The following is a 16052-nucleotide window of genomic DNA, read 5'->3' on the forward strand; positions in this document are numbered from 1 at the left end:
GTTCAAAAAGGCTTCTCTGATTTCTCAAAGAAGCCTTCAGAACCCGTGTTAATGGCGGTACAGGTAATTGAATTTAAGTAAATTACTTTAATACATTCAAATAGGTGTTATATGTGTTGCGTGATTTTACATAAAAAACTGCCTGTAAAATTAAATGATAAATCAATAGCATTTATTTGTTTTTAAAAACATTGACTTATAACCATGTAGGTTATAATTCATTAAATGATCAAGTCTTTCGGCGATAAAGAAACTGAGAATGTATTTTATGACGGGAAAAGCAAGAAGCTGCCGTCAGATATTTTGTCCAGAGCCGCAAAAATACTGGACAGGATAAATGCCGCCGACACGACAGATTTTCTCCGGCTGCCGCCAAGCCAGAGACCGCATAAGTTTTTTGGCTGTTTAGAAGGGTTTTGGAGTATCAGCATCAATATGCAATGGCGTATAATCTTCTGGTTTGAAGAGAGTGATGCCTTTGATGTTGAAATAGTCGATTACCACTGAAAGGAGGATATTATGGCTATTCGGAGAGATATATACAGAAAGACGGAACACCAGCCCGAGCATCCGGGAGAATATCTTTCTGAAATCATTGAAGAAACTCATGGGCTCACGCAGAGCAGTCTGGCTGTTTCCCTTGGTGTATCTTTCAGGACTATTAACCAGATATGCAATAAACGCAGAGGCATAAGCCCTGAAATAGCTCTGAAACTGAGTAAATTTTTCGGAACCACACCGCAGAGCTGGCTGAATATGCAGCAGGCTTATGATCTGTGGAAGGCTGAGCAAACCACTGATGTAAGCCATATTCAGACCTTATCCGCCTGACACCCATACACCTGAAAAAAGACAACACCAAATAAAAAAGGCTTCTCTGATCTCTCAAAGAAGCCTTTAGAACCCATATTAATGGCGGTACAGGGAATTGAACCCCGGACACTGCGGATATGAGCCGCATGCTCTAACCATCTGAGCTATACCGCCTTATATCGGGATTGATTTATTAAACTATTTTCTCTTCTTAGTCAACGTAATTTTGGTTTTGTCAGTAAATTTTTAAAGGAAATTTTCCGAAAGTGAGGCGTTGAGAATCCCTGAAAGCCTCTCCTCCAGCTTGAACATTCTTTCTGATACTGTTTTTGCCATTATCCACACAAACTTACTGAAAATAACAGGATGTGCCGTCTTCATCTCCGTGAGTCTGTCAGCCGTGATGGAAAGGATTGCCACCATTGTGGACGCGGTCGCGTTTGCCGAGCGGGGGTAACCGGTAAGGATAGCCATTTCCCCGAAAAAATCCCCGGCTTTGAGATTGTTGAGAAAAATGCACGTCTGATCATTCACGTCTTTAGATATGCCTACCTCGCCTTCGGCTATGATGCAGAATCTGTCACCCTTGTCCCCTTCCTTGAGGATAAGTCTTCCTGCGTTATACGATTCCTTTGTGAAATAGCTTAAAAACTCCTCCATCTCCGCTTCCGAAAAATCGGCGAATTTGGGATTCTTTTTCAGTATCGCTGCACTTGTTTTCAATTTCGCACCTTCAATGATATTTTATTCCCAGTCCGTCTGCTATCGCCGCCAGTGCTTCTTTGGCGCCTGTCTGTATGAATACGTCGGGCTTGCAGACCTTCAGGGACGATTCGTCGGGGTTTATTGTGATTATCCGGCTGCCCGATGCCTGAAGGCGCAGAGCGAGGTAATCGTTTGTGGGCACACTGCCGCTGGAACCTATGAGCAGGGTAACATCGGGTATGCCCGCCCGCTCAAGGAAGTCACGGAAGTTGTTGTACTGATAGGCATGCTCCACATAGTCAAAATCGCCGAACATCAGTACATTCGGGCGCAGAAGCCCGCCGCATTTGGGGCATACGGGCAGGTTTGAGGCGGTCATACTCTCGCAGTCCAGTCCGCAGAGGGGAACATCGTCATTTTCCTCATACGTATAACTGCACCCCAGCCCCGCCATACACTGGAGCCGCCAGATGCTGCCGTGGATTTCGTAAACATGGTCGGCGGATGTGCCTGAGATCATATGGAAGCCGTCAGTGTTGGTGGTGTGTATGAAAGAGTTTTCAAAGTGGTTGTCAATGAGGGAGTTTATTACGGAGTAACCTTCGTGGGGCTTGTTTTCGCGGGCATTGCGCCTGCGCCACTCGTAAAAAGCCCACGCATGGGCGGGGCGGGTCTTGAAGCTTCTGGGGTTGGCAAGCTCCACAGCCTCAAGGTTAAGGTTTTTGTAGGCGGGAAAGTTCCGCCAGTAGCCTTCTTTGTCCCTGAAAGTCGGAATGCCCGATTCGGCGCTCATTCCTGCGCTTGTCAGAAAGAGGCAGCTTCGGGAGCCGCATATGATGTCCACTGCTTTGTTCATGGAAGCACCGCCGTTTTTCTGGTAATTTTACCAAAAAATTCCCGTTATTTCCAGTGAGCTCCTTCCGCTTCGAGAAGTTTTACTTTTTTATGTACTCCGCTGGAATAGTTTCCCAGAGAATCCGACCGCACAACCCTGTGGCAGGGAACGATAAGCGGATAGGGGTTTGTTCCCATTGCCGTGCCCACTGCTCTTGCGGCTTTTTTGCTTCCGCTGACTTCGGCGAGCCTGCCGTAGGTGATCACTTCACCTTTGGGAAGGTTGAAAAGGTTTTTATAAACCGTTTTGTGAAAATCGCTTCTGCCTTCAAAGACAAGCTCATCAAATTTCAGAGGGCATTCCCCGTCGGGGTATGATTCCAGATAGGCGCAGATCTCTTCGTGTTCCTTCTTAACGGGTTTAATGTCGAACTCCTCAGGGCGGATAAGGCAGACCTCCGTGAGCCTGTCAGTATCGTCAAACACGGGGAAAACATCGCATATGTGCTTGTTTGTCAGGTGAACCATGTACATATTAAGACCTCACGAGGAAGTTTTTGTCCCAGTCCTTCATGACGGGGTCATAGCCCTTGGAGCGGAGCATTGCGCAGAATTCCGCAACGGTTCTGTCGTCTTCTACTTTGAACTGCTTGCCGTCGTGCTCCTTGTTATAGCCGCCGGGTTCGGTTTTTGAGCCTGCGCTCATCTGAGTAACACCGAGAGGGAGAAGATGCTCCCTCATCCCGGCGGGCTCACGTGTGGAGATAACAAGCCCGGCGTCATGGAGGAAAAGCCGTAAGGCGAGCATGGACTGAACGAGGTTTTTGTCTTTTATAAGCTCATAGGGCGTAAAGTTGCCCGCTGCAAAGCGTATTCGGGGGAATGACACGGTAACGTGGGTCTTCCAGTACTGCTTCATAAGATAGCGCGCGTGGATGCCGACGAAAAATTCCTCAGTGCGGAAATCCTCAAGTCCCATCAGAGCGCCGATCCCCACCGTACGGTACCCTGCTTCCGCTCCTCTGTCCGGTGTTTCAAGGCGCCATTCAAAGTTACGCTTTCTGCCCGCCGGATGCACTCTTGCGTAGGTTTCCCTGTTGTAGGTTTCCTGATATATGGTCAGTCCGTCGGCGCCGGAGCTGCGCAGAGCCGTGTATTCACCTGTGCTCATAGGGAAAACCTCTATGGAGAGTGAGCTGAACATATCCCGCAGCATGTCGCAGGTTCTGGCAAGGTCGGAAACGCTTACGACTTTCGGCGATTCTCCCGTAACCAGAAGGAGATGCTGAATCCCCATATCCGCTATGGTTTTTGCCTCGGCGAGTATCTCCGCATCGGTCAGGGTGACTCTGGGGATTTCGTTATGTCTGTTGAACCCGCAGTAAACACAGGAGTTTGTACATTCGTTGGATGTGTAGATCGGTGCGTATATCTTGATGGTTCTGCCGAATCTCCGCAATGTGATGCTGCTCGCCTCCCTTGCCATCGGCTCCAGAAATTTTTCCGCGGCGGGGGAGAGGAGGACGGCGAAGTCCGTCTCGGTTATTGTCTCCTTGTTCAGCACGGCGGCAACGTCATCTGCCGTCCTTGAATGGATGAAGCTTTTGATCTCGTTCCAGTCGTATTCTTTATGTATCTGTGTGAATGTCATCTTAATCTCTTAAAAATCCTGTGAGCGGGCTTGACGCTTCCGCCTTATCCTTCTGTGAGGGCATTCCTGCATCCCTTGCCAGCACAGCGGCGTCAACCGCCAGCTTAAACGCCGTCGCCATTTTCACGGGGTCTCCCGCTGTGGCTATGGCTGTGTTTACGAGAACGGCGTCCGCCCCCATCTCTATGGCGAGAGCCGCATGACTGGGAGCGCCTATTCCTGCGTCCACAACCACGGGAACATTAGCCTGCTCTATTATTATGCGCAGGTTGTCTGCGGTTCTGATTCCCTTGTTGCTGCCTATAGGCGCACCGAGAGGCATGACTGTAACCGTGCCTATCTCCTCAAGGCGTTTGCAGAGAACGGGATCGGCATTAATATACGGCAGAACCTTGAAGCCTTCCTTCACAAGTATCTGTGCCGCCTTGAAGGTTTCAATGGGATCGGGCAGAAGGTAGTACGGATCCGGTGTCACCTCAAGCTTGATCCACGGCTCGCAGCCTGCGGCACGGGCGATTCTCGCCAGCCTTACCGCTTCCTCGGCGTCTCTGGCGCCGGATGTGTTGGGGAGGAGGAGGTATTTTGATGTATCTATGTGGCTGAGTATATCATCCTGAGGGTTATTCACGTCAACTCTGCGCAGGGCGACAGTAACTATCTCCGCTCCGCTGGCTTCGGCAGCTTTCGCCATGACATCGCTTCCGGCGAACTTGCCTGTGCCGACCATGAGTCTGCTTCTGAAGGTTCTTCCGTCTATAACAAGATTTTTTGAGAACATGCTCTTTTACCGCCTGAGTATTGAATGTATTTCAATAGTAATAGCCGTGGATTAAATGTCAACAATATATTGATAGATAAATATTGTCCCCGATTCGCCTGAGCCTGCCCCCGAATACCCTTGCGAAAAAATAAAATCGGCGTAAACTTAGTTGCGTAAATTTTGTCAGATACAAGACGAACAATAAACCCGCGAGGATTTCCAGATGGATTTTTGCAATCTTAAAAGCCAGTATTCATTAGTAAAAGAAGACATTGACCGCCGTGTTCTAGCCGTTTTTGAGCACGGAAGATACATTTTCGGTCCCGAAATAACGGAACTTGAGAAAAAATGCGCCGAATTCTGCGGGGTTAAACACGCCCTTGCTGTTTCATCCGGCACGGATGCCCTGCTCATGGGGCTCATGGCTTACGATGTGAAGCCCGGTGATTACGTTATCACCACCCCTTTCACATTCATAGCAACCGCCGAGATGATAGCCCTTCTGGGCGCTGTGCCTCTTTTTGTTGATATAGAAGAAACCACATACAACCTTGATCCGGCAAAGCTTGCGGAAATGCTGAAAACCCCACCCGTCGACAAGGCTAAGATAAAAGGCGTTATCGCCGTTGACCTTTACGGTCAGATGCCCGATTACGAGGCTATAGAAAAAGTCATTGCCGACAGCGGGCTCGACCTCTTCCTCATTGAGGACGCCGCGCAGAGCTTCGGCGCCGTTCAGAGAGGCAAAAGGGCATGCGCCTTCGGTGATATAGCCGCCACATCCTTCTTCCCCTCCAAGCCCCTTGGCTGCTACGGCGACGGCGGCATGGTCTTTACAAACTGCGACACTCTCGCGGAGAAAATGGGCTGGATCAGAAACCACGGACAGAACGAAAGATACCGCCACAAAATAGTCGGCATCAACGGCAGGCTGGACAGTGTTCAGGCGGCTGTGCTTCTCGGCAAGTTCGACCTTTTTGTTGATAAGGAGATAGACGGGCGTGACAGAATCGCCGCTATTTACACCGAGAAACTTTCCAAAATAAAAGGTGTGAAAACACCCGCAGTCACGGACTTCAACCGCTCTGTGTGGGCTCAGTACTCCATAGTGGTTGAAAACAGGGACGCACTCGCCGCTCACCTCAACGCAAAAGGCGTGCCCACTGCGGTTCATTACCCCATACCCCTGCACATGCAGGAGGTTTTCGCCGACCTCGGCGTGAAGAAAGGAGCGCTCCCCGTCTCCGAAAAAATAGCCGCTCACATCATGAGCCTGCCCATGTGCGCATACAAAACGCAGGAAGATACAGATACTGTGACGAATGCCGTTGCGGAGTTTTTTAAATAATATTTTAAGCTTTCAGATAACAGAGAAACCCTTTTTTACATCGAAAAAAAAGGGTTTCTCTGATTCTTCCCCAAAAACTGAATTTTTCTCATACAGTCTTTTGAAATTAAAAGTTTCCCCGTACTTTTTAAAAAGCACAGGAATTTGATTTTTATTGACTGCGATCCTTTTTCAGGCTTTACTTTCCGGATGGAAAAAAACCGCGCATTCATAGAGCATTTCAGCAGAATTTTTGGCACAGATTCCGAGGCGTTTTTCGCTTCCCTTGAACGGCTGCCCTCTAAACATGTACGCATGAACACCAAGCGGGGCATAAACTACCTGCCTGAAATAGCGGAACACGGCATAATTCTTGAGAATGACAGGCGTTTCCCCGCAGTTTACAAGGTGCTTGGAGGGGCGGAGAAGCTCACTTCGACCGTCTCTTTCCAGACAGGCGGTTTTTATATCCAGAATCCTTCGTCAGTTTTTCCGCCGGATGTTCTGTGCAGGTTTCTGCCTGAAAACCCCGCCGTTATGGATGTTTCCGCCGCCCCGGGGGGCAAAACGGTGGCATTGTGTGATATGCTTAAAAACAGCGGTGTGGTTGTAGCAAACGAGCCTTCGTCAAAAAGGCTGAGGTCACTGGAATTTAACCTTGAAAAATACGGATGCTGGAGCGCCAAGACTGTCTCCTTTGACGGGCGGGTGCTCCACAGGCATCTGGAGGAAGCCTTCGACGGCATACTTCTGGATGCTCCGTGCAGCAACGAAAATAAAATTTTCCGCAACGAAACAGTGAACTCCTCATGGGAGCCTGCCCTTGTGGAACGCATGGCGAAGCTTCAGCGGGAGATACTGGAATCCGCTTTCAAATGCCTTAAGAAGGGCGGGGTGCTGGTCTATTCCACATGCACTTTTTCAGCGGAAGAGAACGAAGGCGTGATAGGCTCATTTCTTGCGGATAATGACGAAGCGGAGCTTCTGGACATCTCCGAGGGGGAAAACACGTTCGGCATCAGCGGCAATGTCGTTGTGGATGAAAAAGTGCTCAGGGTTATGCCCCATAAGCTCCCCTATGACGGCTTTTTCATAGCCGCTCTGAGACGTAAAGGTGACAGAGCGGACGGCTGCGCGGTGAAGGTGAAGAGGGATAAACAGCTTGATTCGCTTTTTTATGAGCTGCCCGCAAACCTTTCCGTTTCTCAGGGGTCAAGTACCGCATACATAGAGACGGGCTGCGTGCTTGAGGCGAGACCGCATCTAAGCAAGAGCGGCATCCGCCTATGGAAGCGCGCCCCCGAACTCAGCGCCCAGAGCGCATGGGAGCTGGGCGGCAGCCTCAAAGAGGAATACCGCGCCGAAACAGGCATGGAAGGGGCATTGCGTTATTTAAAAGGATTTGACACGGATAAGACGTCCGACTATCATACTCCGGTTCTTTACTACGGGGAAATTCCCGTGGGAACAGTGAAAACCGTTGACGGTAAATTTAAAAACAAGCTGGACAGGTATTTTTTGTATGGAAAAAACATTGAGTTCTAAACTTTCAGCACTCTTCATCTTATTGGCGGTGGTTTTTGCCGCATTCAGCGCTCAGGCGCAGCAGCAGCTTTCGGGCAATGTTTTTGCTTATAAAAGCGAACCCTTCGTTGCCGTAGTGGTGGATAAAAGTACCAGCATTCTGTACATAGTCGAAATGAAGGACGACAGACCCGAGATAATAGCAAAAACCTCTGTCCTTGTGGGCGGCGGCGGAGGAGATAAAAAAGTCTCCGGCGATATGAAAACCCCGGAAGGCGTCTATTACATTACAGGCTTCCTCTCCCCCGAGCAGCTCCGAAAGGCTTACGGCAGCACTGCGGACGACTACGGCACCGGAGCCTTCCCGCTGAGCTACCCCAACTTCTTTGACCGCATCAGCGGTAAGACCGGCAGCGGAATCTGGATTCACGGCAAAAGAGTGGACAGAAAGGAACAGACCACAAGAGGCTGTGTGGCTCTTGAAAATGATGTTCTTGATAAATATAAGCAATATCTCAAAAGAGGCGTTCCCGTTGTGATAGCGAGAAAGGTGAACTTCGAGCAGCTTCACAATTATGAGTCGGAAAAGGCATTCCTGAAAGAGAAGCTGGACGGTCTTGTGGCATCGTGGGAAGGGCTTGACTATGACAGCTTCGCCTCAAATTATCATATACAATTCAGGAGCGGTTCCGGCGAGAACTACGCTCAGTATCTCAGGAAGAAAAAAGTCCTCATGGGACTTTACCCTGAGCGAAGTATAGAAATATCTTCCGTGAGAGCCTTTAAGGAGAACGGAGACGAGTTTCTTTACGACTTCAACCAGCTTTACTGCGCTGACAATCTTCTGGCATACGGGAATAAAAAGCTCTACCTGAAAAAAGAAGTGGATGAGCTGAAGATCATTGCCGAGGAGTTTTTCTCCGAATCCTATGAGCCTGTGGTGCGCGCCAGAGTGGCAGAGTTTCTTGAAGAGTGGAAAATATCATGGGAGAGTATGGACATCGGAAAATACATGGCGGCTTACTCTTCCTCCTTCTCCTCAGACGGGTTCAGCTATGAAAGCTGGAAGGCTGACAAGACGGATAAGTTTCAGAAATACTCAACAATTAAAATAAATATAGACAATATAAAAATTTCGCAAGTATCCCCGAAAAGGGTTAGAGTGAGCTTCATTCAGCACTTCATCGGAGACTCCTACAGTGACACGGGGATCAAAACCCTTGAGCTTGAGGGATGCCCCGGGGACTACAAAATCAGGAGCGAACTCTGGAGAGCTAAATGAAAAAAACTCTGACGCTTTTTATTCTGCTGTTTGCTGCCGCTATGTCGTTTGCTCAGACACGTCCCTACATCAAAAACGAGGTGTACTTTAAGGGCACGGAGTACGAGCTTGACGTTTACAGGATATACGGCAGGCAGGACGGCAAAACCATGCTGATCATAGGCGGTATTCAGGGGGACGAACCGGGAGGGTTTCTTTCGGCGGATCTTTATGCGGAAATGCGTCTTGAAAAAGGCAATCTCATTGTTGTTCCCAGAGCGAACTTCAAGTCCGTAATCCTTTTTGACCGTGAAACCGAAGCGGATATGAACCGCCGCTTTACAAAGGATCTGGGCGTTATGGAGATGGACAAGGTAGTGGAGGTTATCATCAGCCTCATGGAGGAATCCGATGTGTTCCTCAATCTGCATGACGGCTGGGGATACCACAATCCGAAATATATTGATCAATGGCGCAATCCTGCCAGATTCGGACAGTCGATCATCACCGACGCTGATGTATTCACCTGCGACGACGGGAGTATGCTTGATCTGAAAACTCCTGCTAAAAAGGTTCTGGAGGCGGTAAACAGAAGCATAGGCGAGGAGCAGTACTTTATGCACTACTTCAACACCAAAACCGAAGATCCGCTGACGAAGTTCACCGACATGCGGAAAACTGCCACTTACTATGCCCTGAAGCATTTCTGCCTTCCGTCCTTCGGCGTGGAGTCCTCAAAAAACCTTCCGTCAGTTGAGCTTAAGGTGCTTTACCACAACTATGTTGTGAATGAGTTTATGAAATATTACGATATAGTTCCCGAACATCCTAGGATTTTTCTGAAAGCCCCTCAGCTTAATTATGCCGTGATCAGAGTTAATGACGAAGTCGTCACTGTCGAAAACGGAAAAACACTTTACGCTGACAGGGGCGATATAATCGAGATAACGAATGTTGACGCAAACTACGACAGGGGCATATCCTGCGATATTCTCGGCATGGGCGACCTCAACGACTGCGGCAAAAGGGTGGAGGTCAAGGGTGAATCCCGCATAGTTTTCCGTAAGGACAACCAGAAAATGGGTGAAATAAGACTCTCGTACAGGACAAAAACAGCCGTCTCTCCCGCTAAGCCCCAGCCAAGAGTTCCGGCGCCGTCCGGCGAGGAAAATCTTGTACCCTCAAAGACAAATGTTGTCTTTGTTATGAAGGTGAACGGGATTGAAAGAAGTGTTGCCTCCGGCAGCTCAGTCAAACTGAAAAAGACCGATACTATTGAATTTATAGAAGCTCTCGGCGGTGATTTCGGTTCGCCGGATGTGCCTGTGAACGTGAAGGGGTATGTCCCGTCCGGAGCGGTAAACAGCGGGGATGACAGAGGTTATAAAATACGCATGACAGACTATTTTATGCTGAAATATTCCCGTGACGGCAAAGGGAAGGCTTACCCTGTGATAGCGGGCAACAGCCGCAACGAGATAGGCGGGATCTGGCTAGAGATAGAGTAATGAAACGGCTTGAAATACGTGTAAAAGGAAGAGTTCAGGGAGTCGGTTACAGGGCGTTTGTGCACAACGGTATAGTTCCTCTCGGCGTGGGCGGATATGTCCGCAACATTGCGGACGGAAGTGTTGAGATAATCGCCGAGGGCACGGACGCTCAGCTTGCTGAGGTGCTGAAAAAAGCCCGCGCGGGCTCGCCCTTTTCCGAGGTGACGGACATGACCGTTTTGGAGGAAAAGCCCACGGGCGAGTTTTCATCCTTTGAGATAAGACACTGAGAATGGATAAATATAAACTTCTGATATTCGACTTTGACGGCACACTCGCCGCAACCGAGCCGGCTATTCAGTTCTGCATGAAGACGGCATTTGAGGATTACGGACTTATTCCTCCTCCCGAGAAGGCTGTGCGGGCAGCCATAGGCATTCCGCTTATGAGGATGATAGCAAATCTCGGCGGTCTGGACGATGCTGCAGCACGGGAAGTAACTGATATTTACCGGAAGTACTACCGCAAAGAGGGGATGGAGATGACGAGACTGTTTCCTTCCGCCTTTGAGACTGTGGAAAGGCTTCACTGTACCGGTTACAAAATCGCCGTTGTCAGCAATAAAAACCATGCCGTGGTGGTGCAGTCTGTGGAGATTACGGGGCTTATGCCCTTCTGCGGGCTTGTTGCGGGGGAAAGGGACGGACAGTTTCAGAAACCCCATCCACAGGCTTTTACGGAAATAATTGTGCCCTGTTTCGGTGTGGCGGCGTCTGAATGCTTAATGATAGGCGACGCTGTGCAGGACACGGGCTTTGCCCTTAACTGCGGCATGGATGCGGCATGGGCTTCATACGGTTTCGGGAATGAAACTGAGTGTATGAACGAAAATGTTAAATTCGTGCTTAATGATATTTCGGAGCTGACCGATATACTTGGTTGACAACGTTTTTTACGGAGATTTCATTGAGTGTGAGACAGGCGATACAAATCAGGGAGGATGCGTTTCGCCCCCGTCCGTTTTTAAAATGGGCAGGCGGCAAAAGTAAACTCATTCCTCAGCTTGAACCGTTTTTCCCCAAAAAGAGAACGGTTTACTTTGAACCCTTCATAGGCGGCGGCGCGGTTTTTCTCCACCTTGCGGCGAAGGGGCTCATAAAAAAAGCGTTCCTCAATGATCTTAATTCAGATCTTGCAGGTCTTTATTCAGTCATAAAATACACACCCGCAGACTTCATAGAATCATGCTTGGCTTTGTCCTTTGAATATCTTGCTCTGGATGATGTAGAGCGTGCTGAATACTACTACGATAAAAGAAAGCAGTATAACGCGGGAACAGGCTTTGAATCCGTAACCCGTGCCGCCGCAACGGTTTTTCTGAACAAAACCTGCTTTAACGGTCTCTTCAGAGTGAACAGCAAAGGCGAATTCAACGTTCCGGCGGGAAGGTACAAGTCCCCCACCATAATCGATCCGGAAAATATATACGCAGTAAGCAGAGCCCTCACAGAAACAGAGGCGGAGATTACCTGCGCCGATTTTAACGAGGCTCTTGATGGGGCTTCAAAAGGCAGCTTCGTATACTATGACCCGCCCTACAGACCGCTGAACAAGACGGCGTGCTTCACAACCTATTCCACAGGCGGCTTCGATGACGGCGAACAGGTGCGTCTCGCTTCCTGCTTCCGAAAACTCGCAGACAGAGGCGCCGTGCAGATGCTCAGCAACTCCGACCCGAAAAACGCAGACCCCGCAGACAGCTTCTTTGAGGAGCTTTACGGGGGCTTCCGCATCCGCAGGGTTAAAGCCGCCCGCAATATAAACAGCAGCGCGGACAAACGGGGCTCAATCAGCGAGCTTCTGATAACGAATTACTGACATTTCGCTTTCTAACCTCTTACTTTTCAATTAAGCTGTTTATAATAAAAATATAGGTTTGCAAGATGGGTTTTAAAGCTGATATTCCTTATAATGATTTGCCTCTGCTTCCGCCTGATTCGGATATTGAAAGTAAAGACGTTCTGAAAAAAGCGATTACAGCCAACAAAGCGTTGGCAGAATTGAAAGGGCTGGGAAGCATGGATTCTTTATATGCTCGACGCTGTCGAAAAGTCTGCGCTTGATGCACGGAATAAAATACTCCTGATTAAAGAACTGATGTGCAAGGTTTCTGAAAGGGTTAAAAATGAGACGCCAAAAATATATTCAAAAGACTTGATCGAAATACTGTTCAGGCAGCCTTACTGTAAAATTAAGTTTTTACAGGATGAAGGAGTAGGGAACAGGCAGACGGCATCATCGTATCTTAAGGAGCTTGAGGTGCTCGGAATTCTTGCTTCATTTAAACAAGGGCGGGAACTGTATTATGTCAATACTGATTTTTTGAAGCTTCTTGCAGAATAGATATGTTTGCCGAACAAACATATCATCTGGACATGTATAAAAAAGGCTTTTTTTTCGACATATCTAAAAAATATGTTTGTTTGGGAAACATATCATATTTTCAAGCCATTGTCAGAAAACTATCACTTATCCTTGCATTCGCTCAAATCAGAGTGTAAGTTAAACCAACATCCGTGGGGGTGCTTGCCGGTTAAAAAGGGCAGGCTGAGAGAGTCCCCGTAACCTGATCCGGATAATGCCGGCGTAGGGAAACGGTTATCTTCTTTGGTCTTTTCGCTTAAGCTCTTTTCCCATTAATCCCTTGACGGAATATTATCGATGGTTCAAAAAAACTGATTGATGAATATTAATATACGCAGGTGATTTTATGACTCAGCTTGAAGCAGCCCGCAAGGGCATCATTACCCCCGAAATGAAAAAAATAGCCGCAGACGAATTCATGGACGCCGAAAAGCTCATGAGCCTCATTGCGGACGGAAAAGCAGTTATTCCCAAAAATAAAAACAGAGATTTCGCACATGTTATGGGCATAGGGCGTGGTCTGCGCACCAAGGTAAACGCCAACATCGGCACATCCGGCGACCGCCCGTTCATAGACTGCGAGCTGGACAAGCTCAAGGCAGCTCTTGACGCAGGCACGGACAGCGTAATGGATCTCTCCACAGGCGGCGACCTTGAGGCTGTACGCAGGGCGATACTTGAGGCTTCCCCCGTTATGGTGGGCGCTGTTCCGCTTTATGCCGTTGCCGCCGAGCTTGCCATGGCTGACAAAAACACAGAGATGATGGATCCCGAAGTTCTGCTGCGCAGCATAGAAAAGCAGTGCGAGCAGGGGATAGACTACATCACTGTGCACTGCGGCGTTACCAAGGAATCAGTCGCCAGAATGGACAGAACCGACAGAGTATGCGGAATCGTCAGCAGGGGCGGCTCAATCACCGCCAACTGGATACGCAGAAACGGTAAAGAAAACCCGCTTTACGAATATTATGAAGATCTTCTGGATATAGCCTATAAGTATGACGTAACACTGAGTCTTGGTGACGGCTTCCGTCCGGGAGCAATTGCGGATGCCAGCGACAGAGCCCAGATAGACGAGCTTATCATTCTCGGTGAGCTTGCCAAAAGGGCAAAGGAGCGCAATGTTCAGGTTATCATCGAGGGTCCCGGGCATGTGCCCCTTAACCAGATTGAGGCTAACATGACATTGCAGAAAACCCTCTGCGACGGCGCTCCTTTTTATATTCTCGGTCCTCTGCCCACGGACATAGCCCCGGGCTATGACCACATAACCGCAGCCATAGGCGGAGCCATAGCGGGCGCAGCGGGGGCGGATTTCCTCTGCTATGTGACCCCCGCCGAGCACCTCTGCCTGCCGGATGAAAACGATGTGCGTGAGGGAGTTATAGCTTCCCGCATAGCCGGACACATAGCGGACATAGCAAAAGGCTACCCGGGAGCGATGGAACGTAATATACTTATGAGTAAGTACAGAAAAGAGCTTAACTGGGAGGGGATGTTTGCCCTTGCCATTGATCCGGTTAAGGCGAGAGAAAAATTTGAAAGGAACAGGGACGTTGATTCCTGCTCCATGTGCGGGAAATTATGCGCAGTGAAGATAGACAAAAAGCTGCCGACTATTTAAGGCTTTACCTCGTTTTTGAGGAAGATATGCTCCTGATGCCGCTGGATGAGTTCATTCCGGCGGTGATTGAGGGCGGCGTAACGGCAATCCAGCTCCGCAACAAGGGGGCTGATCTCCGCCGGACGCTGATTAGCGGACACAGGATTATGGAGCTCATAGAGGGCAGAGATATTCTGTTTGTGGTGAATGACCGCATAGATGTCGCGCTGACTCTGGGCGCTGAGGCTGTGCATCTGGGGATAAAGGACATTCCCCTTGAAACGGCGGTAAGCACATGGGCTGAGATGGTTTACGGCTATTCCTGCAACTCGCTTTTGGATCTGGAAACGGCGGTGAACGGCGGTGCATCATATATCGGTGTGGGTCCGGCGTTTAACACTGATACTAAAAAAGATCTCCGTCCGGTTATCGGACCGGAGGGGATAAGACTTATAACGGAAAGAAGCCCGCTGCCCGCCATAGCCATAGGCGGCATAAAGGCTTCAAACATAAAAAGTCTCAAAGGCATGGGGCTCTCCGGCGTGGCGGTTTCTTCCGCCCTTTGCGCCTCGGGTGACCCTTACTGCGATGCCAAACTTATGCGTGAGCTTGCGGAGGAGCTTTGAAGGAATTTGCCTTTATCAAAAGCCTGAAAAACCTGAGCTCTGCGGACGGTCTCCATGGAATAGGCGATGACGCCGTGCTTACGGATGGTCTGCTGATCGCTAAGGATATTGTCGCTGAAGGTGTTCACTTTACTAAATACGCACCGTTACAGAATATAATTTTCAGGCTGTTCACAGCAAACGTAAGCGATATAGCGGCGATGGGCGGACAGGCGGAGAAGGCTCTTCTCGGTGTCGCCCTGCCCTCTACCCTGAATAAAGAGAAGCTCACTGAGGCAGTACGCTACGCATGTTCATACTATGACATAAAACTCATCGGCGGGGACACCACGTCTTCAATATCTCACTTTTTCGCATCCCTCACCATAATCGGCTCTCCTTCGGAGAATATCCTCACCAGAAACGGGGCGAAGGAGGGGGATGAGGTGTATCTCTCCAGACCGGTGGGCGGAGCTGCGGCTATGCTTGCCCGTGAGCTTGCGGGGGAGAGGGTTTACGAACACTATCTTTATAAAGCGGAAACGGAGCTTGGGGAGTATCTCGGCGGATTCGGCGTTAATTCCTGCATAGATATAAGCGACGGTCTGGGACGGGACGCTTCTCACATAGCCGAAGCAAGCGGAGTGCGCATTGAGCTTGATTCAAGACTTATTCCCGAATACGGAATCTCTGATGCCGTCAGCTCCGGTGAGGAATTTGCCCTCCTGTTCACCGTGCCCAAAAGCCGTGCCAAGGAGATGGAGGAACTCATCCACCGTGACCTCAAACGCCCTGTTTACCGCATAGGCAAGGTGAAAAAAGGGGCAGGCGTGTTCATGGACGGCGAGGATATTTCAGAAAAAGGGTGGGAGCATGGGTAGAATATAATGAAATTTCAATATACATCTTTGGTTTTGAAATAAACTCAAAACATCAACTTGACTTTTGATTTCACCATTTATAAATATGTATATTTATTTGAATGATTTTGTATGTAGTTTTAATCTGATACAAAATATTATGTGTGACAAGTATATTAACATCGGTTAAACTTG

General features: G+C 49.0%; 18 protein-coding genes, 1 tRNA gene and 1 riboswitch. Of the genes, 13 read left to right on the top strand and 6 right to left on the bottom strand.

Features of this window, described 5'->3' with window-relative positions:
* Window positions 1-225: 225 nt before the first annotated feature.
* Window positions 226-507: a type II toxin-antitoxin system RelE/ParE family toxin gene (locus EP073_RS02295; protein WP_128465554.1), complete on the top strand. Its 282-nt coding sequence runs from the start codon at window positions 226-228 to the stop codon at window positions 505-507.
* 12 nt (window positions 508-519) lie between these two features.
* Complete coding sequence (locus EP073_RS02300) at window positions 520-831, top strand: HigA family addiction module antitoxin (RefSeq protein WP_128465555.1); 312 nt, start codon at window positions 520-522, stop codon at window positions 829-831.
* Window positions 832-913: 82 nt separating this feature from the next.
* On the opposite strand, the gene EP073_RS02305 is transcribed toward EP073_RS02300, so the two are convergent.
* The 6 genes from EP073_RS02305 to EP073_RS02330 form a co-directional block, all read right to left on the bottom strand.
* Window positions 914-987, bottom strand: a tRNA-Met gene (locus EP073_RS02305).
* A gap of 72 nt (window positions 988-1059) precedes the next feature.
* Window positions 1060-1536 (bottom strand): Crp/Fnr family transcriptional regulator, encoded by a 477-nt coding sequence (locus EP073_RS02310; RefSeq protein ID WP_128465556.1) that lies wholly within the window; start codon window positions 1534-1536, stop codon window positions 1060-1062.
* A gap of 10 nt (window positions 1537-1546) precedes the next feature.
* Window positions 1547-2374, bottom strand: coding sequence for an SIR2 family NAD-dependent protein deacylase (locus EP073_RS02315; protein WP_128465557.1), 828 nt, complete (start codon window positions 2372-2374; stop codon window positions 1547-1549).
* Between the two features lie 44 nt (window positions 2375-2418).
* Window positions 2419-2886 (bottom strand): methylated-DNA--[protein]-cysteine S-methyltransferase, encoded by a 468-nt coding sequence (locus EP073_RS02320; protein WP_128465558.1) that lies wholly within the window; start codon window positions 2884-2886, stop codon window positions 2419-2421.
* A 1-nt stretch (window position 2887) separates the two neighbouring features.
* Window positions 2888-4003 carry a 2-iminoacetate synthase ThiH gene (gene thiH / locus EP073_RS02325; RefSeq protein WP_128465559.1) on the bottom strand — a complete coding sequence of 372 codons (1116 nt, stop codon included), beginning with the start codon at window positions 4001-4003 and terminating at the stop codon, window positions 2888-2890.
* A gap of 1 nt (window position 4004) precedes the next feature.
* Complete coding sequence (locus tag EP073_RS02330; protein WP_128465560.1) at window positions 4005-4781, bottom strand: thiazole synthase; 777 nt, start codon at window positions 4779-4781, stop codon at window positions 4005-4007.
* Between the two features lie 205 nt (window positions 4782-4986).
* On the opposite strand from EP073_RS02330, the gene EP073_RS02335 reads away from it, so the two are divergent.
* The 11 genes from EP073_RS02335 to thiL all read left to right on the top strand — a co-directional run bounded on the left by EP073_RS02335 (window position 4987) and on the right by thiL (window position 15878).
* Window positions 4987-6111, top strand: coding sequence for a DegT/DnrJ/EryC1/StrS family aminotransferase (locus EP073_RS02335; protein ID WP_128465561.1), 1125 nt, complete (start codon window positions 4987-4989; stop codon window positions 6109-6111).
* A gap of 189 nt (window positions 6112-6300) precedes the next feature.
* On the top strand, window positions 6301-7635 hold the full coding sequence (locus tag EP073_RS02340) for an RsmB/NOP family class I SAM-dependent RNA methyltransferase (protein ID WP_128465562.1): 1335 nt from the start codon (window positions 6301-6303) through the stop codon (window positions 7633-7635).
* The gene (locus tag EP073_RS02345; RefSeq protein WP_164885244.1) at window positions 7625-8896 is read left to right on the top strand and encodes a L,D-transpeptidase family protein; all 1272 of its coding nucleotides are present in this window, start codon (window positions 7625-7627) and stop codon (window positions 8894-8896) included. Before EP073_RS02340 ends, EP073_RS02345 begins: the two co-directional genes overlap by 11 nt.
* Entirely contained in the window at window positions 8893-10383 is a 1491-nt protein-coding gene (locus EP073_RS02350; RefSeq protein WP_128465564.1) for a M99 family carboxypeptidase catalytic domain-containing protein, read from the top strand. The genes EP073_RS02345 and EP073_RS02350 overlap by 4 nt, the downstream gene beginning before the upstream one ends.
* Window positions 10383-10655 carry an acylphosphatase gene (locus EP073_RS02355; protein ID WP_128465565.1) on the top strand — a complete coding sequence of 91 codons (273 nt, stop codon included), beginning with the start codon at window positions 10383-10385 and terminating at the stop codon, window positions 10653-10655. The genes EP073_RS02350 and EP073_RS02355 overlap by 1 nt, the downstream gene beginning before the upstream one ends.
* A 2-nt stretch (window positions 10656-10657) precedes the next feature.
* Window positions 10658-11308 carry an HAD family hydrolase gene (locus tag EP073_RS02360; RefSeq protein WP_128465566.1) on the top strand — a complete coding sequence of 217 codons (651 nt, stop codon included), beginning with the start codon at window positions 10658-10660 and terminating at the stop codon, window positions 11306-11308.
* Window positions 11309-11337: 29 nt separating this feature from the next.
* Window positions 11338-12243: a DNA adenine methylase gene (locus tag EP073_RS02365; protein WP_206617489.1), complete on the top strand. Its 906-nt coding sequence runs from the start codon at window positions 11338-11340 to the stop codon at window positions 12241-12243.
* A 213-nt stretch (window positions 12244-12456) separates the two neighbouring features.
* Entirely contained in the window at window positions 12457-12768 is a 312-nt protein-coding gene (locus EP073_RS02370; protein ID WP_128465568.1) for a Fic family protein, read from the top strand.
* Window positions 12769-12933: 165 nt separating this feature from the next.
* Window positions 12934-13036: riboswitch (TPP riboswitch) on the top strand.
* Window positions 13037-13135: 99 nt separating this feature from the next.
* Window positions 13136-14413, top strand: a complete 1278-nt coding sequence (thiC, locus tag EP073_RS02375; RefSeq protein WP_128465569.1) for a phosphomethylpyrimidine synthase ThiC — start codon at window positions 13136-13138, stop codon at window positions 14411-14413.
* Window positions 14374-15018 (top strand): thiamine phosphate synthase, encoded by a 645-nt coding sequence (gene thiE / locus EP073_RS02380; protein ID WP_128465570.1) that lies wholly within the window; start codon window positions 14374-14376, stop codon window positions 15016-15018. Before thiC ends, thiE begins: the two co-directional genes overlap by 40 nt.
* Complete coding sequence (gene thiL, locus EP073_RS02385; protein ID WP_128465571.1) at window positions 15015-15878, top strand: thiamine-phosphate kinase; 864 nt, start codon at window positions 15015-15017, stop codon at window positions 15876-15878. The genes thiE and thiL overlap by 4 nt, the downstream gene beginning before the upstream one ends.
* Window positions 15879-16052 lie beyond the last annotated feature (174 nt).

Origin of the sequence: Geovibrio thiophilus, assembly GCF_004087915.1 — a bacterium.
Classification (GTDB): Bacteria; Chrysiogenota; Deferribacteres; order Deferribacterales; family Geovibrionaceae; genus Geovibrio; species Geovibrio thiophilus.